The sequence below is a fragment of the Kibdelosporangium phytohabitans genome (genome assembly GCF_001302585.1).
GTDB classification, from domain to species: domain Bacteria; phylum Actinomycetota; class Actinomycetes; order Mycobacteriales; family Pseudonocardiaceae; genus Kibdelosporangium; species Kibdelosporangium phytohabitans.
Window position 1 is genome coordinate 6,338,041 of record NZ_CP012752.1, and the last position, 22,598, is coordinate 6,360,638.

Here is a 22,598-nt window from a genome sequence, read left to right on the forward strand (position 1 = left end):
CCGAGACAAGGTTCGCCGCCGTGCTGGTCACGCCAAACCCGAGGAGCGCCTGGGCCGCGATGGACGTGCGGACGCCTCCTGCGCCCGGATTCGCCGCACCTCCTCCTTGCTGTAGCGCGTGTCCGGGCGGTCGGTCAGCTCGGGCTCGCTGCCGCCGACCGCCGGGGTGCCGGTCACGAACCCGCCGTTGTCGTCGACCCCGATCGCTCCCTCGTAATCTGCGCTCCCCCCAACGATGAACTGGACCTTGTTGCGCGCGAAGTGCGACTCGTTCCGATACCTGTCCAGCATCCCGTTGGTGCGGGAAGCGATTGCCCGCAGGTAGTCGGTGACGAACCGTCCGCTCGCCACCCAGCAGGCCGTGTGCGCGAACGAACCGTTCCGGTTGTTGGCATAGACCCGCTGGAACATCCATGACCCGTCCTGCACGTACGCGAAGTTCCGACCGTCGACGCTCACCGGAAGCCCTGAGGAACGAAGGTCGACATAGGTCACACCGCCGCTGGGGAACAGGACTTCGCTCCCCGCCACCACAGTCACTCCTGCCGTGTTCGGCTCTCCGTGGTAGTCGATGACGATCGGCCCACGCCCCCTCGCTTTCGACTGGACGCTGTAGTCCTTCCACCACGGAGAGTTGACCCAGGTGCCATCACGCAGTTTGTCGACCGCGTCGAGAACGGTCTCACCCGGCATGGTCCGCACCATCCTGTCCAACTTGACAACCCGGGTCGCAAAGTCGAACTGCATGTCGGCGCCGTCCCTCCCGGTCACGAAGGACACACCGATGTCGGTGATGTACCGCCCGGACGCGCTGTTTCGCCAGCCTCGAACCGCCTCCTGGTAGACGTCACCCGGCTGGAAGTACACGACATTTCCCTGCTTGTCGGTACCGGTGGCCCAGCCGTACGGCGGCGAAAAACGCAACGGCGGACCGGCCGACGGCCGGGGCCCCCGCGGCCCGTATGTACCGGACCAGCCACTTCCCGGGGCGTGATACTGCGGGAATCCACCGGGGAACGGGGCCTGAGGGTGATAATGCCCATGATGCGGGGGATGACTCCAGCTTCCCGCATGGCCGTAACCCGGCGCCTCGTGACCGAACGCGGCAGCGAAAGCTTGCTGCTGCAACTTCTGCAGCCGTCGACGCTCGTCGTACTCCGCCTTACTACCGGGGTCGCTGAGTTTCTCGTGCGCTTCGTTGAGCTTCGCGAACTGGCTCTCGTACCACGCCCTGTCGCTGCCGGGGTGTTTGTCGGGATGGTATTTCAGCGCAGCCTTTTTGTATGCGGTCTTGATGGCCGGGATGTCCGCGGTCTCGTCGACACCGAGAACCGCGTACAGATCGTCGAGGTGGTCGATCGCGGGCGGCCGGGCACTGCCGGAGCCGGACGCCGCAGCAGCCTGCGGCTCGGGCCGCGGCTGCGAGCTGGACGGCTGCGGCCCCTGCGAAGCAGCCGGCCGCGGTTCCTGAGGAGCGGCCGCCGGCTCCGGACCCAACGACTCCTTCCGCCCACCACCCCCACCCGCATAAGGCGCCGCCGGCCACCGCCGACCACCATCGACCAAGCTCGGCACCGGCTCCGGGTTCGAGTCCGGTACAGGCTCCGTCTGCGACACCGGCTCCGGACCCAACGACTCCTTCCGCCCACCACCCCCACCCGCATAAGGCGCCGCCGGCCACCGCCGACCACCATTGACCAAGCCTGGCACCGGCTCGACCTCCGCCTGCGGCTTCGGAGCCGGGTTCGGATTGGTTACAGGCTCCGTCTTCGACACCGGCTCCGGACCCAACGACTCCTTACCCCCACTCACAAACGAATACGGCGCAGCCGGCCGCAACCGCTCCCCACCAACCACACCCGGCACGCTCTCCGGCTTCACGTCCCACTCCGAACTCGGTGTCGGACGAACCGGCTCCTTCCCCTTCCCCGCACCGCTCGGCTCGGACGGCCGCAGCGGTTCGTCGTGGACGTCCGGATCCGTTCCGGAGTCGTATACCGATTGCGCATCGTCGGACTCCGCCGCTGTCTGCTCCGAACGCGATTCGGGATCCAGGCTTGGCCCGGCCGCTGGCCGCGCACCGCGAGGCTCCTCATCGGACTCGGGAACGGATCCGAAGCCGCCGCCGGACTCGGGCTCGGACGCCGGGACGTAGGAATAGTAACCATCCACGTCGATGGGCGCGGAACCTTCGTCCTGAGCGATGCGTTCCCGCTCAGCCGCACTGAATCTGGTGTAGTCCTCGTGCACCACGGTGAACGGGTACTCCGTCACCCTCCGCTCCACGTTGAACAGTGCGCCGGCAAGGCCGACCCTGCGGTACTGCACTGTCCGGCGATAAGTGACCCAGCCCCGGTTGTCCGGGACGCCGATCTCGTAGTCTGCGTTCGCCTTGATCGGTCCCTGGCCGGTGTGCACCTCGGCGCGCCGGGCCTTCTTCCCCCCGATCGGCTGCGTCATCAACAGCCTGGTCATCGCGCGGGAGAACTTCTCAGCGACCGATGTCGGCGCGTCCTCAGCCAACAGCAACAGCACAGCCGGTGGAACGTCAGTCGATCCGGTCCGCGCATGCAGCCGTGCGTAGGCCTTTCGAAAGCTTTGTGTGGAATGGACGATCTCCGCAGGGACCGCGGCGTCGACACGGACGTCGTCAAAGCGGGAGCCGCGCCCGAGCCTGACCGGCAAAACGACCTTCTCACCCTCCGTTTCCAATGCCACCACGACGGCGTCACCGAACGGCGCCCGGACCAGCCCGCCCGCCCGGTTCTGCGACTGGGCCATCGCGTCGCTGACCGATTCCCCGGGAAGGGTACGGACGATCCACCCGTTCTCGTGGATATTGGCGGCGATCTGCGCTACCTCGTTCGCCACCTCCGGATCGCGGAGCAGTCCCACACCGGTGTAACCGGGATCGGCGGAGAACTCGCGGAACAACAACTGGTCGGCCGTGAACTTGACCTCGCGTCCCCTGCGATCCCGTCCGACATAGCCCTTTTCCTTCGCGCCGTGCAGTTCCCGCAGGTAATCTTCGCCCGGCCCGGGCCTGGGCAGGTCGGACTCCGGCACGTGCTCGTCGGCATACGGCGGATGGTACTTCTTGCCCCCGTCCACCCTGGCGAAACGCAGGTCCTCCTGCGGCACGGTCAGGTCGGCCATCCCGAGCCCTCCCGGCTCGCCCCTGCCGAACGGTATCGGCGTGTCGCCCGCGTCCAAGGCATCCACCACGCCCTTGGCGTTCTTGCGGACGACGTAGGTGTGCCGGAGGCCGCCGGGCCGACGGAAATCCGCCACGCCCAGTTCACCCGGCTTCAGCTCCGCCTCGGCGTACGCGGTCAGCTCGGCGAAATCCCTGAACCTGGTGTCGAACGTGGTGCCGAGGCTGTGCACGAGCCGCGTGCCCGGCACGGGAGCGCTCGGCCGAGCTGCGAACCCGTGGTTCAGCCGGGTATGACCGAGCTGGTTCAAGGTGTTGATCGTCTCGATGGTCACCGCCGGGCAGTTCGTCGTCCGACCGGCGAGGTCCGCGAACGACTCGTCGGGGCCCGGGCGGTTCACATCCAGCAGTGGCTCGTAGTGCACCACGAAGTAGCGCTGGGCGTCCGCGGGGTCGGCGAAAACGTCCGCCGAGACCGGATCACTCGGCCGCCTGCCGTCCCGGAAAACCGGGCGGTCCAGCGCTTCCAGCGGGGCGAAGTCGAACCCGTTGCGCCCTAGCTTGTGCCCCACTCGCCAGATCGGCTGGTCCTGCGCGGTCAAGCCCAAGCGCTCCAACTGCTTGGCCTCCCAGCGCGCGTACCCGTCCCGCAACGCGTCGTGCGCCACGATCTCGCTGTCCTGCGCGGGTACCCGCTCGGACCAGCGGATGACGGCCGCGAAGGTGACGATGTCCCGCGGGTCACGTCCCAGCCGACGTGCGGCATCGAGCACTTTGTCGGCGGCCAGCCCCAAGTACCTGTCCGATCCGAGCCTTCGGTCGATGGTTGCCGTGTCCACGGTCCGCACGGGGTTGTCCCGACGCAGTCCCTCCCGCTGTTGCGGGCGCAACGGCTCCTCGACAGGACCGAACCGGTCCGCCGTCGACTGGCGGCTGTGCCGCCGCCCCCCGTCGTCGACGGCAGACTTCTGCGGACCGGGATCTGGTGTGTCCGTGAAGAAGTCCTCTGCCATTTCCGGCCGCATCGGCATGGACGCTCGCGACCCCACGGCATCCCCAGGTGACACCTCATCCCCACGACCAGTCCCGTCGCGTCCGGCTTGACCACGCCACCGATCTCCAGCGCCGCCTTGCTCGTGCGGGAAAATCGGTTGCCTGGGCCCGCTGCGCACCGGCAGTTCGGACGGACCGGTGCTCGCCACATGCCGGGACGAGTCCGCCACGGCCCCATCGGGCGGCAAACCAATCCCGCCAGACGCCGCAGCGCCATTCAACCTCCCACCCGAGGGGGCCAGCGCACCTTCCGGCACAGCAGGCCCCGGTTCGTCCGCATAGAACGCGGCCTGCTCCGGCGACGCGTCCTCGTCCCGCCAGAGCCGGGTGATCTCCGCACCGGCCTCCTCCTGGCGGAGCCGCTCGGCAGAGTAGTTCTGCCGCAGCGCCGCGAAGTCGTTGTCCGCTCCCCTGCCGGTGATGTTCGGGTCTGTGCCCATCCGGCTGTAGTCACTGGCCATCAGCTCGGTGATGGCCGCCTGAGTTGCCCGTGGCGCCACCTGGTTGTCCATGAAGTCGCGCAGCTCCACCGAGTCCGGCCGCAACTCCACGCCCGGCAGATATGTGCTGACGAAGTCCCGCAGGTCCTCGAGCCGTTCCTCGAACGGCCTGGGTCCGTCTCCCTCCAGCAACGCGGGCGTACCGTTCTCGCTACCGTCGCCGCTGAACTGTTGCCACGTCGCGTAATGCTGCCGCAAACCCTTCGCCACCGAACTTGCCGTCTCCAGGTTGCCGCCGTCCAGTTCGTCCTGTGTCGGCCACGGGTCCCACTCGGTGACGAACTGTCCACTCTCGAGCCTGGGAATTCCCAGCCGGTCCCACAACCCGTCCACGTGCTCGACGTCGCCAGCCCAGTCACCACGCACCAACCCGTCCTGGCCGGTGCCCATCGTGTAGGTCTTCAACGACCCGGCAAGCGTTTGGTCCTCCAGCCACTGCATCAAGCTCGGCGGCACAGTGAACTGGTTGGGTCCCAGGTGGGGACGCACGTTGCTGACGCGTCCCTCGCTCTGGCCCGGGTAGGCCTCCTCCGCCGTCGACGACTTGCTCAACTGCACCGCCGCCTCGACGGGCACCAGGTACGACCTGATCACGGGCGGCACCGCCGAGCGCCACGGGTGGGATTCCGCCAGCTCCCACACGGCCGCCGACCACACCTTCGCCGCCTCGAGCGGTCGGCCCACGAACACCGGCAACGGATGGGCGCCCTTCCCACGCAAGATCGTGACCTTGCCCGTCACCGGATCCTGCTGCACGTCACCGAGATCGGCCATCGGTGTGCTGGTGCTCGGGTCGAACAACGGGATCTGCGACCGGGAGACCACTGTGTACAGCCGCACGTACGGCTTGCCGTCGACCGTCTCCACCTCGAATTCTCCACGATGCACAGGCGGGGGAAGAACGCCATCCCGCGGCGCCGGGTACGACATAAGATCCGGTCGGCTCGGTCCCGGGTACGACACTCCGTCGACGCCGACAGCCGGCCCGCTCTCCGGCTGGTGGGGCATCACCGGCGCGTCGCGTCGCGCAGGAGGTTGGCTGTCGTGGTACGGCCGGTAATGCGGATTTGTCTGGACCTGGAGCTTTTCGTCCTCGTCCGTCCAGTGAACCTCGCGGATGAACTCGCGGCGGATCCCACCGGGGAACACCACCTCCTGGTAGGCCGGGACACCACGCCTGCCGTGCGTCGCGACCAAGTCGACACCACCAGGCGCGTCGATCACGTACCGGTAGCGCCCGAAGTTGTGGAAGACCTGCATGTCGTCCAGTCGTGTCGCCGACACCAGCAGTCCGCTTCCCAGGTGGGGTTCGTGCAGACTCCTCCCGAAGTTCTCCGAGTGGAACGGCGCCATGCCCTGTTCGAAGACATGGCTCGGATCACGGGTCTCCGAGCGGTACAGCGGCGCGCGATCGACACGCCACAGCACACCGTCCGTCCCCACGGATTCGTCGAACGCGCGCAGCTCGTCGGGATCAACTTCCACAACCGCCGCAGCGAAGGCGTCGTCGGGCCGGATCGACGACACCCTCCGGTCAGGCGCGTCGTACTTGCCGAGATCGCGGTGGTGCGTTATGTCGGGTCTTCCGTCACGCTGAAAGTTCCCGGAATCCCAGTCCGAAAGAGCCAACCGGTCGAAGAAATGGAAGCCGTACTTCTGGACCGACTGGTACATGGACTTGACCTGTTCGGCCTCAGCGTCGATGAGCTCCCGGTACGCCGCCAACTCCGCTGGCGCCATGCCCCTGAGGTGCCGTATCGCTCCCGACAGCCGCGCGATCTGCCGTTGGAGTCTGAGCCATTCCGCCCTCGCCCCAGCGTCACCCCCCAGGTCACCGAGGCCGTCGCCGGCTCTGTCGACCGTGAGCCTGTCCGCCGCTCCGATGATGGTGTTCAACGCGATCTCGAGCCAGGCCCGTTGATCGCGCAGGTCACCGGTGTCCGGCCGCGGAGGCAACGTCAGTTTCCCGTGGCCGAACAGGGCATCCGACCCTCTCTGGGCAAGGGCGTACTCGGCACGCAGAGAACTCAGCCGGGCATTCAGCCGGTGCAGCAACCGAGGGCCATCGCTTTCCAGATCCGCGGCGACCAAGGCGTTCCTGAGACGCTCTCCCTTCTTTATCCAGTCGTACCAGGTTTTGGCGTTTCCTGGCCGCTCTCGGCCGTCCGCGCCGCGCCAGAGCCCGGGCGCGTCGGGATGCTGCATGTCCGAATAAGCCTGGACCGTTCGTCCTAATCCGGCGACTGGCATCTCTTGCGTGCGGCCGGTAGTTGCTGAGTCGTTCCGGTTCTCCGGCGCAGGCGGCGCCTGTGACGTGTTCTGCCGGGGCGAAGTGGACGGGTCATCTGACGCCGAGCGCACACCGCCCCACCTCGTCGGAGAAATCGGTTCCCGAGGCACGTTGCGCACCGGCAAATCCGCCGGACCACCGCCCGCCACACGCCGGGACAGATCCTGCACACCGTCACCAGGCGACGAACCAGTTCCGCGAGTCACTTCACCATCAGCACGGGTGTCGGGCGAAGACACAGACTCACCCTCAGGGCCAACCACGCCTCCCGACGACGCGTCCCGATCCGGTGCGGCGAACGGGCTCACCTGCTCCACCATCGAACTGGGCGACGCCGCACCGGAGTTCCGCAACCCCGCAAGCCCAGGACGCCGCCCCTGACCCCCGCGGTCAGGGCGATCCTCCGGACCGAACGCATCACTCCACAACAACGACGGACGCTCTTCCCTCGTCCCCGACTCCATCCCACGCCGGGACAGATCCTGCACACCGTCACCAGGCGACGAACCAGTTCCGCGAGTCACTTCACCATCAGCACGGGTGTCGGGCGAAGACACAGACTCACCCTCAGGGCCAACCACGCCTCCCGACGACGCGTCCCGATCCGGTGCGGCGAACGGGCTCACCTGCTCCACCATCGAACTGGGCGACGCCGCACCGGAGTTCCGCAACCCCGCAAGCCCAGGACGCCGCCCCTGACCCCCGCGGTCAGGGCGATCCTCCGGACCGAACGCATCACCCCGCAACAACGACGGACGCTCTTCCATCGTCCCCGACTCCACCACTCGCCGGTATGACGGCGGAGGAAACGGATCAACTCCAGGCGGATAGTACGCAGGAGGCGGACTGTCCGCTAAGTCCCACGAAAGTTCTTCAGGGATCGCCCTGGTCTCCATCTCGGCGACGAGGTACTGCACGTTCGCTCGCGGCGCTACCCCCTGCTGCCCCAACGACATCGGTGGCATCGCCGTGGCTCCAGTCCACAACAACGGCACAAAGCCGACAACCGGCCGGTCCGTGGCCAACACCGCCATCGACTTGTTCTGCACGTCGATGAAGTTGATCACGCCACGATCATCCTTGTGCACAAGGACGAAGTGCCCCATGCGAGTGCCGCCGCCCATGAAGACCATGCCCTGAGCCCCCGGCACCTGATCACGCATGTGCCGAAAGATCTCGAAGAACGTTGCCTCGTAGAACGTCTCACCAGCGAGGTCGTTCGCATCACGAATTCTCGTCGGGTGCCCGTCCTTCACCGCGAAGGTATCGTTGTCCAGAATCGAGAACGACCCCTGGACAGTCACCTGGAAGCAATTCGGCGAAGAGTTGCTCCTATTCACCTCGACGAGATTCGGATAACGCGCGGCGAAGTAGCTCGCCGCGTCGGCAGGCGTCTCGAATACCCCGTGAGCCACAAGAGAACCCGCGGGCAGGCTCAACGCATCGTCCACACTGATCGCCGCATCCCGCGCCGGAGAGGGAGCCGGGCCAGAGCTGTCCACCCCACCCGTCAGATCCGCGTCCATTGCCCGCCTGTACGGACCTTCCACCCGGGTCGACGGAAGCTCGTTCATCTCGATCGACTCGGCACGACCACCGGAATCGGCGAGGTCTGTCCGCAGCGGACCGGTATCGAAGTCGCCTGTCCTCGGCGAGGTGCCCTGCTCCACTGCGCTGCCCTCCGGCACCGCTTGCTCCGCCTGCGGCCGACTTGTGCCGGAGGCAGATCCGTCAGGCGGCGGGGATTCCGAGCCCGGGGCTCGCGTCGGGGTGCCGGGAACGGCCGAGCCGTCCTCGGACGAACGCGGCGAGCTGTCGAGGTGCTCGCCGATCAGTTCGTCCTCCCAGAACCGGTCCGCCGGATCGGGCGAACGAGGCGTGTCCTCGATGTGCTCCTCGAGCACTTCGTCGTGCCGGTACCCACTCCGCGGCTCTGACCGGCCAGGATCGGCGGCATCAGGTCGAGGACTGGCCTCAACCGACCGCGACGGCGAGCGACTGGCCTGCGCGGCCAGGTCAGCGGCTTGCGAGGCGCGTGTGGTCGCCTCGTGCGCGTACGTGGCCGCTTGCGCGTTGGCTGCCGAGTAGAAGGCGCTGCTCTTCCCGGGGATCTGCCGCCTCGTGTAGGCGGCGATCTGATCGGCGTGCGAGGCGGCTTCAACTGCGGCATCCGCTGCATTCTTGGCCGCGTCCTGTGCTGCCTTGACAGCTGTCTGACGCGCAGCGGTCTGCGCGGCCTGTTCGGCCCGCGCATTGGTGGCGATGTCGTGTTGCTCGCCTTGCTCGGCGCGATCGGCGAACTCCTTCGCCCGTGCTGCCTCGGCGTCTGCCTTCTCCGCGTTCGCCGCTTCTCTCGCCGCGATTTCAGCGGCTCGCTCAGCGGCATCGGCCGCGTTGCGAATGGGATCGACCGCGCGTGCGGCGGCGATCTGCACGTCGTAGTTCTCTTTGGCTGACCAGTAGCCACCTTCTGCCTCGTGGCGCTTGTCTTCGGCCACCGCGAGCGAGTGGGACACGTCCCGTATCCCTGATGACTGCTGAAGTCGCAGTCCTTCGAACGCCTTCGCCGCAGCCGTCCATGCCGTCCCAGCGTCGGACAGCCTGGTTGCGGCGTCGACCAGTGGCTGGGGTAGCGGTCGTGTCGCGTCAGGACGGTGCCGGACACCGTACGCCTCGTGCACGAAATGGTCAGCGATGCCGACGTTGGGAGTGGATCCCTTGCCCACCCTGGGCCTTGCCACGAAACGGAACTCGACATCGTGCAGGTCGACCTGGGTGATCCTGCTGTCGGCGTCCGCAGCGGCAAGCGGGGTGGTGACCTTGTCCTTCGGCCGGACGCGGCCGTGCGACGACGCCTGGAAGGTGCTGTCATGAGTGCCCACGGGCACGTCGGTCCGGATGTTCCCGATCGCCGAGCCGAAGTTGCCGCGGCCCTCACTGAGCTGGTTAGCGCCCGCCGGGTGCGTGACGCCCCCTCCGCCCCACAACGGATGACCGGTGACGTTCACCGCGTGCCCCGTCTGGCTCAGGGGATCGTCCTTGTAGTAGGTGTCCGTCTTGGCTTCGATCTCCACTCCGGCGCTGACCGACGACAGCTTCGGGTTGTCCAGGAGCCGGGCGTGTATCTCCAGGTCGTGGCCGGGTAGTGCTACCACGAACTCACCGCGCATCATCGGTCCCAACCCGGCTGTCGCGGCGAACGGCGTGATCCCCGTCTTCAGGGCGGCTATCGTCCTGGAATCCACTTCCGCGCTGGGTAGGCCCGCCGACCGCGCCACGGCCAGCCGAGCCTTCTCGCGCAACTCCGCCACGTCACCGAAGTAGTTCTCAGCAGCGAAGGCACCCGCCTCGTAGGTGGGCCGCGTGTGAGCATCGGCCTGCCTGCTCGCGGCAGGATCGGTCAAGCCGACATGGCCGGGCTGTGTGCGCCACTGATCGAGCTCCGAGGCAGGGATGTTCCTCGGACGGGTGAGCGTCCTCGGACGGCCGTCCCCGGCCGCCGGAGGCCGCACGGCAGCTTCGCCCAGCCGCTGCCTGCCGCCGGACGGCGGCGGGAACGACTCCTCGGGCACCTTCAGCAGCGTCACGTCACGACGCGATGTCGTGTCTGTCGCGACGACGTCCTTGGCTTCGTCGTGGCCCTTGCTGTCGATTCCGAAGTCGCGCTCGATCCTCAGGTCCAGCGCGAGCTGCCCGGTGTAGGCGGCCATCGGCCCGGACGTCCGCACCGAGTGCGAGTGATCGCGCAGCGTGCCCTCCGTGCGCACCCCGTCCCGGCTTCCCAACGCCGCCGCGGCCGTCAGCCCCGAACCCAGGGTGCCTGCCGCGTGCCCGGTGCCGGTGTTCTGCCCTGCCGCAACCGGGTCTGGTTGGGGTGCGAGACGCACACCCGGACGAGCCGTCGTCGTCACCGTGGCGATCGTGTGCCCCGAGAACGTCGACTCGGTCGCCAGGAAGTTCACTCCCTCAGTGACCGAGAGGCTGTCCACGTGCTCGATTCCGGAGAACCTGGGCGGATCGACGAACCTGGCATCGACGGTCAGGTAGTACGTCTTTCCATGCCACCTGCCGATCGGGATCCGCACCGGCGAGATCCGCCCGCCGTTCAGCGCCGAGTTCACCCTGCGGTGCACGTCCGCCAGGAACCGGTCGACCTGGCGGTAGTTGTCGTGCGTCGTGCCGTTCGGCAATTTCGGCAGGAACTGGTCTGCCGCTACCTCTCCTAGACTTTCCGCCAGTCGGACACGCAGGTGCGGGATGCGGTCCCGAAGGTCGATGGACGTGGTGATCCCGCCGAGCCCCAGCGAGACGCCCTTTCCACTCAGCACGGACGCCGGCGGGGGCAGATCCCTGACCGGCGCGGTGGCGGCGTTCGCATCACCGGCCTGCTCCGTGTTCGGGCGAACCTCTAGGACCGAACCAGTGGTGGCCTCGTTCCCGGCCTCGTCCGGACGGTCGGCCTCGACGGGGGCAGCCTGATCAGCAGGGCCGGGCTCCGTGGAGGGGGTCATGTCGCGCATGGCCGCGATCTGCTCGTCGGTCGCCCACATCAGCATCGAACGGGGCAGGTCGAGACTCTCCCCGGAGCGGGTGGACTCCTCGCGTCCGAACAACTCCCATGGGTCGAAGTTGCCCTTGCGCATCGCTTCGGCCACCACGTCGGCCCGGACGTCGGCCCAGACCAGTGTCTGCTTGACCGGCTTCGCGCCGGCGATCCTCGTCTGCCTCGTCGCCTGGTGTTCCAAAGCCGAACCGTGCCCCCACCGATACTCCGGTTCGACGCCACCGGCGAACACCCCGACGAACCGGACCACCGAGTTCCCACTGATCGTCGGAGTGCTGAAGGGGATGACCGCATCGAGGAGACCCGCACCGATCGTGAAGTCCGCGGTGTTCGACCGCCTGACCCCCGAGGCATCGCTGAACCTCTTCTCGACCATCTGATACTCCGACGGCGAGACCTTGTGGGGATTGAACGGGGTCAGCACCACCGCGACGTCCACGATTCGATCACCACGACGGCGCTCCCAGGATCGGGTGCTGACGATCGGCTCGAACCTCCGCTGGTTCCTCCTGATCGAGTCGGGGGTGAGGCGCTCTTCCTCCGACCTCGAGTTCGTTCCGCGCGGGAACGACGCCTTGCCGTCCGGCCCCACGGCGTCCACCGGGTCATCCGACGCGAGGTGGACTCGCCGGTCCACCGCGTTGTTCAGAAGGTCGGTACCCCGTACCGCGACGACATCGACATCGTCCAGTGTCAGTGGTGCTTTCCTGCGCACATCGTTGATGTGCGGCACCAGGTCCATCTGATGCACGTTGACCGCTTGCACCGGCGCCAGATCGGCCGGCGGAGCCGTTGTCGTCAACAGCTTGGGCACAAGCAGGCGCAGTGAAACTTCCTGTGGCTTGGGTGAGGCCGTTCCCGCAGTGGGGTCACCGACTTCGACCAGCCGTGGAACCGACTCGCCTGGCCGACCCGGAGTGACTCCCCGCAGCGTGGAGCTCGTGCGCACGTACGACCGGACCTCGGGCGTGATCGTCAGCCGCCCGCCGAACTGCCACAGCCTCTGCGACCCGGTCGAACCGGTATCCGCCAGGGTGTCCGCGTGCTTGCGCGTCGTTCCTTCCGCGGTCTTGTCGACCAGGGTGTGTGAGAGTGACCTGCTGTGCTCCCCCACCGCATAGGCGAAACCTCTTGTCGAGGATTCGAAGTCACCGAAGAAGTTCCACGCCGTGGCGAGGGCACCACCCCTGAGTCTCCACGACTTCCTCCTGGTGGCGTGCGCCTCTCGTTTCTCCAGGGACTCACTGCTGACGGATGACTCCGCCACGTCCAATTCGCCTTCGGACTCGATGCCGTGCAGCTTCGCCCGCAAGGTGACCGTGGTGACGTAGTCCTGGAACGTCGACGTCTTCGTCACCGTGAACGACAGGCCCCGGTCGGTGAGCATCGTGTCGATCATCTCAGGGATCTGGTCCACGTCCTGTTTGAGCTGATCACCGCGGGCGAGCAGGCGTTCCACGGACGCCTTGAGCCCACGCGAGTACTTCTGGGAGAACTTGACATCACCGAACTCGACGACGTAGTCGCTACGCGTCATGTGATACCACTTGCGCCCGGGCAGCGTCCGCAGAACGTCGGCGATCGCACGATAGACGTTCTCGCCTCCCCGGAAGTCGTCGACGAACGTGCCACCGAGGGATTCACCGGCCCAGACGTGAGCGGGCGGATAGCGCTTCGGTCCGGCCGCGCCGGCAGGCGCAGGCTCACCGTTCGAGGGGTTCCGCTCGCCCGATGGATCGGCGATCGGCACGTCCGTGGTTTCCGGTTGCCCCTGCGGGTCCACAGCCCGTTCCGGCATGCCGTCGTTGCGTCCACCGGGCTGTTCGACGGCCGTCCCCAGGCTCTGAGCGGCATCGTCTCGGTCAGTCCCCAGCCCGGCCCGGCCGGCCTTGCGGACCGGGCTCGACTGGTGGACTTCGATGTAGCCGTCCAACGTCCGGACATCGCCACCCAACGGCCGCACCTGCAGCACGGACCTTGTCACGTAGTAGACCGAATCGCCAGTTGTCTCAACGGAGTTCTTGCTCAGTGCCTTGTCCGTGTGCCGCAGGGTGTGCTCACGGGACATCCCCGCACCAGCGACAGGCCCCGCGGCGAAGAACCCGGCGCCAGCGATGTCGCCCCCGACCCCAGCTATCACCGTGCCTTCGACACCCTGGCTCGTGGTGCTCGACTTGCTCACGGTGTCCTTGACGAACCTGCTGTCCGTCGATGTCGCATCCGGCATCGTGCGGATGACCTGGACCGTCTGCGGCACGGCCCGCATTTCGAACATGCTCGCCTTGTTCGACCACCTCGAGCTCTCCGGGCCCTTCACCACCGGTTTCGACCGCACCCAACCCGCATCCGGGTTGGTTCCGTCGTCGACCACCGCCATCTTGGGCCAGTGGAACTTGATATTGGCGTCGCTGAGGAACTCCTTCAACACCCGGCGTCCGGTCGAACCGATCTCCACGAGGCTCACCGGCAGGTCCTTGGCGACCTGGTCGAAGAAACTCCGCGTGCTGAGTGAATAGAGAGCATGCACCGCCGGTGCTGAGGGCAGCTCTCCCGTCACCGGACGCGGCGGCTCGCTCGCGTCGAGACCAGCGGGAAGCAGGGGCACGCTGAGATCCACCGTGCCGGTCACCGACCGGTCGATCTTGCGGCCGTGCGCACTCGCCGGATCGGGGATCTGCCCGACCGGATTGCCTTCGGCGTCCCGCAGGGACCAGGTTACCTTGACCGGCACGCGCACCGGCTGCAAAGCGCCCCATTCGGCCTTGCTCGACGCCGTCGTCTTGCGCTGCCCCACGCTCTCGTGAGCCGTGTTCGCCGCCGTTGGAAGCCCCAGCCGAGCCGCAGCCACCAGCGGAGGGGCCGCTGTGGCCGTCACCCGCGGATTCACGGTGGCGTCGCGGGACCTGCTCTGCTGGTTGTTGGACCAGGTCTTGTTGCCACTCGACGACGTGGCCTTGTCCGGCTCGGCCTTGTTGTCGAGAACCTCGACCTGATCCCACTGCGGCTCGGCTTGGATGGCCAACTCGTAGGGAGTCTTCCCGACCGTCAACTGATAGGGCGCCACTCTGTCCTCGCCGACGAAGGACAGGATGTTCGCCGTTACCTCCGCCTGTACCTGGTCAAGCTTGTTGCTGCGCTGCAAATCCGGCTTCGCGTCGAGCAGACTCCTGGCCATGTCGAGGCCCTCAACGGGCTTGTCCTGTCTTGCCGGACCATCGGCGAGGTTCTTCAGCAGGAACTCGGGAATCCGCGCTCGGACGACATCCGGCGTTATCTGCTCACGCTGCACCGCGTCGGGCGCGTCGGCAGACGCTGCGGTGGCGTCTTGCGCCTCCGGTGGTGGCGTGGAACCGGTCCGCGTCTCGTGGGCTTCCGCGATCGGCTCTCCGTCATCGGCGCGGGTGCCCGCCGGCTCGGAATTCGCGTCGAGGCTCGGCTCGCCGTCGCCCGGCCGGGCCATCCCACCCAGGTCACCGAAGTCCTCTCCAGCCCGCTCGGACTGCGCGGGGCCGGCGTCGTGGCTGCCCTGGAGTTCCTGCACCTCCTCATCGGGCAGCAGGTACCAGTCCGACGGTATCGGCAGCGCTTCGAAGCTCTCGTGCGCCTGGAGCATCCGGCCGCGCAGGAACGCACCGATCCGGTTCAGGTTCTCGGCGTGGTACTCCTGCTCCTGCAGCTGGTCCGGGTCGTCGCTGGGGCTGAACCGGACCTGTACCCGGTCGTCGGCGCGTCCGTGCCCGGACGGCGGAACGTACCGGACGGTGATCGTGAACGTCTCCGACGACCCCGGACGCTCGACCGTCGCCGTGTACTCGTGCCCGTCCTGCGACCAGGACGACCGCACCCGGGCATCGTGGAAATCCATCCGGTAGGCCTGCTGCAGGCGGCCGTCCGCGAAGAAGCCCGTGAAATGGGCGAACGCGGCACGCGTGCTCATCACCGGGGACCGGTCGGCGATCAGCTCCGCCGCCCGTTCGAACGGCAGCTCGTGCGCGTCCACCGAGATGATCGTGGTGCCGTTGTCCACCCGCCGGCCGGTCTCCCGCAGCACAGTCGGCGCCAGCACGACCTCGGCCTGGGCGCCGTTCACCTCGCGGGGATCTCCGGGCCGCGGCTCGTACCCCGGAGGGTAGGCCAGGGACATCACCCGGTGTTCCGGTGGAACGCGGACTTCCAGGACCGCGTAATTGCTCACGCCACCGCGGTTCGCCGTCCAGTCCCGCACGAACGACAGCGAGTGCGACGCGGAGGACGGCAGCACCTCGACGAACTCCGACGTACTCCGGGATTCCGGATCCAGCATCACCGCCCGGTACACCGTCACCGGGCCGCGTTCCGGCTCCCGGCCCCGCAGCTGATCGGCGTGGGAGTAGAAGTCCCGGACGTTGCCGACGAGAGGAGGCAGCGCTGCCGGCGGAACGATGACCCGGCCGCCGTCACCCCGCTTATTGGTGAACATGCCGCCGACCACGTGGCGGGCGAACTGGTGCAGCTCCGGATCCCGCGCGACCGCGTCCAGGTGGGTCCGCGACATCTCGGCCGCGTCCGACGAGCCGGACGCCTGCGGCGCCCGCTCAGCCGGGCCATGCGTGGCGGGAGCCGGCTGGTCGGCGGGCGTGTCCTGGACGTTCTCGGCTCCGTCCCGCTCACCGGGCAACCCGGTTGCGTCGGTCTCAAGCGCGCCGTTCCGTGCCTGGACAGGCGGTGCCTGCGCAGACGTCCGATGCTCGATGAGGACGTCGCGGGTCCTGACGGCGAGGTTAAGCAGGCCACGGGCGTCGGGGTCGGTCCTGGCCGCGTTGACCAACTCCGCGCGCTCATTGGCCGGCAGGGTTTTCAGCAGTTCGGGACCGGTGAGCTTCCCGCCGCCGAGGTCGTGGAAAGCCAGCTTGGCGGCGGTCCGGGCGAGGGCGGGGTTGACGGCGGTGTGCGTCTCAAGGTGGTGGGTGACCTGATCGGTCCAGGTGTTAAGGCGGGCATGGCTCTGGCTGAGGCTCGCGGGATCCCGGGTGACGTTCGCCGCGATCCGGCTGCCGTCGGTGCGGATGGCAAGGCCGGCGTCGAACTTGACGATGGACTTGGGGTGGTCGCCGTACCTCCAGTCGACGCCGCGCTGGGCGAGGATGGAGTCAAGCAGGCCCTGGCCTTCCTTGGCGCCGTAGTCGAAGCGGGCGGTGCGGGGGTTCTTGGTGCCGAAGGTGACGTCGTTCTCCAGCTTGGGGCCGGTCACGCGGACAAAGGTGTTGACCTCGGGGAAGTAGACCACCCGCGGATCGACGCCGGCCATGGCCTCGCGCACCCGCAGGTCGAGTTCAGTGGCCTCGTTGGCGGCAACGCCGTCCTGATCGCGGACGCGGTAACCGCCACTGAGCACCTCGGGCGGGCCACCGGGGTTGGCCTTGACGGAGGCGTCGACCGCGTCGAAGAGGGGGCCGTGGTCGGTGCTGAAGTCGTGGACGTCGGCGTCCCCCATATGGAGGTAGACGGTGCCCTTGAGCTGGCTGACCAGTTGCGCGGTGAGCGGGTGCCGGGCGATGGTCTCGCGGATGGCGCCGTAGGGAATGGACTTCTGATCGATGACGTCGGTGGTGGGGTTCCGCCAGGTGAATCCGACCACGGTCACGGGAAAGCGGCCGTCCCAGCGGAACTCGTTGACGGCCTTCTCGACCTGTACGGCGTTTCGTCCGTTCACCCCGATGACGAGGCCGAAGCGTCCTCGGTAGCCGCTCCCGTCGAAGCCCTGGGCGTATTTCGCGGCGAGGGCACTGAGGTTGTCGGCGGGCGTCGCGGCGACAGTGGCGACGATGCCGATCCTGCCCCGGTTTTCTTCGGTTCGTGTTCCGAGTTCACCGACAGTCCTTGCCCGGACGGCGGTGAAGGCGAAGTCGCGGCGGGCTTGACGGAAGTCGGCCTTGCCACCTTCCGCATCGGGAGGCCGGTTGTCCGCAGGCACCGCTGCGGGAGTGTGCGGGGCTGTCCGGTTGCGCCCGGCGGCGAAATCACTGATGTCGCCACCACGCGCGCCACTTCCCACCGGAGTGGTCACGTGGCCCACCTCAGGCCGCGCCTTCGCCCTGGCCAGGAACTCGACCGCCGTTGGCGTCTCATCTCTCGACGCGACCCGGCCGACAGCGGCGTCGAAGAAAGCCGGGCTCCCCGTCAAGCCGCCCTGCCCCAACTTCAGTGCGGTGACGAAGTGGCCTGGGCTGGTCTGGTGCTTGTCGAACACCACGCCGTGCGTTCCCGCCGGCGCTTGCCGGAGGTCGTTTTCGACCTGGGCGCGGCTGCCACGGTGCGGGGTGAAATCCCCCTGGAGCGCGGCCGCCAGCTGCGTCTTGTCAACCAGACCGCTCGGCCCGGCCCGGAACAGGTCCGGACGTTCCGCCGCCAGCTCCCGATTGTCCAGCGCCCGTGCCAGCTGGTACGTCGCGTCGGCGCAGTTGGTGAGGTGCCCCGGCACTCCGCGTTGGAAGGCACCGCGGTTGATCTCCGGCAAGATCGGGACAACCGCTCGGATGAACTGCCCTTCAGCCTCCCGGCTGACGAAGCTGTCCCTCCAGATCGGGTCGCCCGGCTGGTGTTCCGGCTTGAACCAGGCCGGATCCCACGCCGGGCCGGTGTGCGGTGCCGCTGCTTCCGTAGCCGGTGCCGTGTCACCGGTACCGCTCGCGAACGCAATAGGTCGATTGTTCTCGACGAGATCGTTCGACGTCGCCAGATGGTTTTCCCGCGTTACCTGCACACCAGTGCTTGCGGCGACCTGATTGTCGAAGGACTTGTTGGTGTCGTGCCGCAACCCCGCACCCATCATCGTGGGATTGTCGGCCGCTGTATCGATCTCTTGTTGTGGATCACGCCCCACTCTGGGCTTCATCACCGGCTTCGGCACGCGGTCGTTGCCAGGTGGCGGGTCGTCCGGTGGCCGTTTTCTGGTTGGGACGTTGGAAGGCGAGTGCTCTTGGGTGTGAGGGCCGTCAGTGAAAACACTGTCGATCAGGTCACCGGAAGGCGCCTTGCGAATTGGATGTGTGTATGTGTCGGCGTTGTCCAGTGTGTGGGAGACAACTGGTGCCGCGACTTCCAGGGTCCTCGCGATCAGGCCGACCTGTTTCGCAGTGAGACCCTTTACCGGCGGGTCGCCCATGATGCCGCCGCGTCCATCAGCACGATCGAACGGCAGCTTGCTGTTCGTACGGCCGTCCCAAAGACCAGTGAAGTGGAAAACCTTGTGCAGCACGTTCGCCATTGGATCCGCAAGGTCCCACTCGACCTGATTCGTGCGCGGATTGTGCGTACCCTCGCCCCTGGAGTCGAGCACGTTCACCGGAACGTTCCTGGACGAATCGGTGTCCCAGCCCCGTGGCACCTCGTCCCGCGTCTTCGCATCCAGCGTGAAGTGGACCTGACTCCCCTCGAACCGCCCTTCGCCGAACTTGTGTTTGTAGTTGAAGTGCTTGTCCAGCTCGTTCTGCACCCGGTCAGCCAGATCCCGCCGCGTCGCAGGAGGAACCTTGTTCCCGGGAGAGATGAGGTCGAGCGGGATGGCGACCTCCACCACCCATTTGCCCGGCTGCACCTCGAAATGACGCAGGTCGAAACGGATCTGCGTGATCTTCCCGGACACCTGACCGGCCCCGGCCTTGTCCCCGACCCGCAGACCACCCTCTTGGCTGTACGGGTCGAACCGCTCGCTGCTGAACCTGGTGGGTGTGGCCCCATCCCGCCGGTGCTGCCACGTCCCGTCCTTGCGGACAACCCCATCGTCCGGCAATTCGCCCGTGCCCGGTTCACCGTGCCTTTGCCCAAATCCTGGGTCAGAAGCACCGCGGTGACCCGCTGCCATGTATCCGAACGCTGCGACCGCCGCGGCGCTGTCTTCCGAGACGCCCGGTTTCGACGGCCGCCCCACCGGCCTGTCTTGCGACGGTGGCTTGTCCAGCACCGACGGCCGATCTGACGAATGCGTAGCGGGCTTGTCCGGACCTGGTACCGACGGCCTGTCCGACGCCGACGGGATCGACCTCTCCGCTCCCGGCGGAATCGGCTTGTCGGGGAAGATGTTCTCGAGCGACTTGGCCGGGTTCCGCCTGTCCAGCAGAGCCGACACCATCTGTTCCGCCTCGGCCTTGTTGACCGGTTTCGCGGCAGCGGCCCCGTCCTCACGCGGCACGGAGGACTGCGGCACGGATGATTGTGGAGCAGCATGTGCGCCGCTGCGGTCCGTCGTAGTGGGTGCCTGCGTTGAGGAATTGGGCCCAGGTGCCTCGGCACGCAACGGTCCGCCTACTTGGCCCGTTCCAGGACCAGGCGCTGCTGTGATCGGTGGGGGGATCACCGGACCGGAGGGGATGTCCGAACCGATGCGACTGACGGGGCTGACCGGACTGACGGGACTGGAAGGAGTGGCGTGGGTGACTGGACCACCAGAACCTGCCGGACTCACGGGACTGACAGGACTCAGAGAAGCGGTGGAGCTGACCGGACCAGCAGAACCCACCGGACTGACCGGACCGGCAGATCCGGCGTGGCCACCTGCGGCCTCGCCACCCGACCGCTCCATCGGCGGAGTAACCGGCACGTCCACAACGCCACTGCCCAACGGAGTGTGGCCAGCCACGGAAGTGTCGATCGACAACTTGGGCCGGACGTTCGGCTGTCCGGCGTCCGGCGCCGACGGACCCCCATCGGACACGACATGGGACGACACCGGGGGACTCACTCGCGACACGGGCTGGTCTGGCGACGAAGGATCCGTGTGGACCTGTGTTTCAGGTTGTGTGGTCACCGATCCGTCCGGCCTGTCCACCGATACCGGACCAGTCACGTGCGACTCGGAACCCGCGCGCTCTTGAGGAACAGTCTGGTGCTCGCCGCCGATGACCGTCTCCGGCCGCTGCGGACCGGCCTGCGTCACCACGGACCCGTTCGGGTCATCCGCCATCGTGGGGACTTTCACGTCCGGCACCGGTAGATCCAGTAAGACCGACTCGTCCCGGATTATCCGACCATCAACCGGGCTTGTTTGTGCAGCCGGAGTTTTCAGCTCCAGTGACGGTGAGTCCGGCGATGACCGGATGCCGGTCGGGTTGTCCATACGCGACGAGCTACCGGGCTGTGTGGTCGCGTGCCCGCCCGTGTTCTGCTGTCCACCGGTGACCGGGTTCTGCTGGTGACCTGCATGGTTCGGCACAGGCTGTGCGAGGGTCGACCCCTCTGGCTGCAGCGGCGCCCAACCATCCAGCTTCGGTACGGAAGTGTTCAGCCAGGAACCGCCCGAGCCGTTCACCGGCGCGCCCAAGGGCGACTGCTCCGATCCGATGCCGCCGTTGCTGTCCGAGTGCACCTGCCCGGGCAGGTCGCCAGCCACCGGAACGCCGTGCTGGCGGGATATGGGTGCGCCGCTGAGGAATTTCTGGGTCTCGCCTGGCCGGTTCGGTGTCGTCGTCGGCACTTCACCCGGCGTGCTGCTGCCGGGGCTGTGAGTTGCGTGGCCTTGCCCGCCGGGCACACCCGATGTCGTGGCGATCGGCACGCCACCGGTGAACACGCTGCCGAGGTCGCCCAGGCCGGGTGCCGAGATTTTCTGGCCGCGGTCCACGAGCGTCGTGCCATCGAACCCGGTGTCGTCTGGAATGGACAGCGATGCCTTCCCAATTGGCGGCATATTCGCGACGGAGTCACCGTCGCGGAGCGATCCACCGTCCGATCCGTCCTCGTCTGGATCGTCCTTCAGCAGCGGTATCCGGTCCTCGGCCGGACCGGAGCCCGGCGCGGTGTCGAACTTCATCCCGACGACGCCACCGAACTTCTTGGCGAAGTCCCCGGCCACAGCGTCCAGTTTGGATCCGAGCTTCCCACTGGCGTGGTACGGCGCAGCCGCGCCGAGGATACCCGCCCAGATCTCCTCCGGATGCCCGGTCGCCAGGCCCACCAACGGGTTGCTCGCGGCGACCATGCCCATCTGCGCCCCCGCGTACCCGAGCTGCCCCAGGCCGCGCACCCAACCCGGCGTGACGATCCTCTCGGGCGGGATCTCGGCGCCTTTACCGCCGTTTGAACCGTCCTTCTCACTCAGCGGTGCACCACTACCGCCCGAACCGTCCTTTTCACCCAGCGGTGCACCTTTACCGCCCGAACCGCCTTCGGCACCGTCGAACTTGCTCTTTTCGAAGTTCTTGCCGAAGGATTCGCCCTTGCCCCCAGTCGGTATCCCTCGCAGGTTCGGTGGCAACGAACCCAGCCCGACCTTCGTGATGCCGTGGAACGCGCCGAACGCGGCACCACCGATCGCACCGCCGATGGTCGAACCCTTGACCGAGTTCCAGTCCACCTCGTCACGGCCGCCACCGGCCATCTGGCCCAGCTGGATGCTCAGGTCCAGGCCGCCCATGAACAGCGCACCGCCGGCGCCGTACTTCGCGGCGTTCCACGCGACCTGTGCGAGGGCGGTGGCCGCCTTCTGCCAAGTCAGCTGCGACAGCTTCTGCACGATCGCGTTCCAGATGGCCTGCAACGCCGCTCTGCCCATCGCGATCGTGCCGGGGACCGCGAACGCACCGAAGAGCGAGCACAACAACGCGATGATGGTGGCGAGGAACATCGCCGCCATCACGATCAGCATGATCTTGCCCTTTTGGACGTCAGCCGCCGCGGTCTTGCACATCTTCGCGAACGCTTCCGAGCCCGTTTCCATGGCCCGCAGTCCCTCGAGCAGTTTTTCCTTGCCCGTGAGGTAGTCGCGCAACGCGTCCGCGGTGACGCCCCGCATCGAGTCGTTCAACCGGGGAACCAACCGCTCGACGTCGGTGATCAGGTCCCCGACGACCCCGTTGAAGTCCGCCCACGCGGCGGACATCGCCTTCAACCCGCCCTCGCTGGCCTCAGGCCACGTCATCCCCATCGTGACTTTGAAGAACTTCTGCAGACCGGGCGGCAGCTCGGTGGTCATGTCCGAGCCGCGGCCGACTACCGGCGTCTCGTCCTCGCCACCACCGCCGCCGTTCGTTCCCCTCTTGCCGCCGGTTCCACTCATCGAAA

Annotated in this window: 1 protein-coding gene; it reads right to left on the reverse strand. The window is 67.3% G+C overall.

The features are described from left to right. Positions 1-27: 27 nt before the first annotated feature. Positions 28-22,593, reverse strand: coding sequence for a scabin-related ADP-ribosyltransferase (locus AOZ06_RS28760; RefSeq protein ID WP_054292257.1), 22,566 nt, complete (start codon positions 22,591-22,593; stop codon positions 28-30). Positions 22,594-22,598 lie beyond the last annotated feature (5 nt).

Bases quoted from the DNA above. Each gene is read 5' to 3' on its own strand.
- AOZ06_RS28760 (WP_054292257.1), bottom strand. From the start codon at position 22,593: ATGAGTGGAACCGGCGGCAAGAGGGGAACGAACGGCGGCGGTGGTGGC.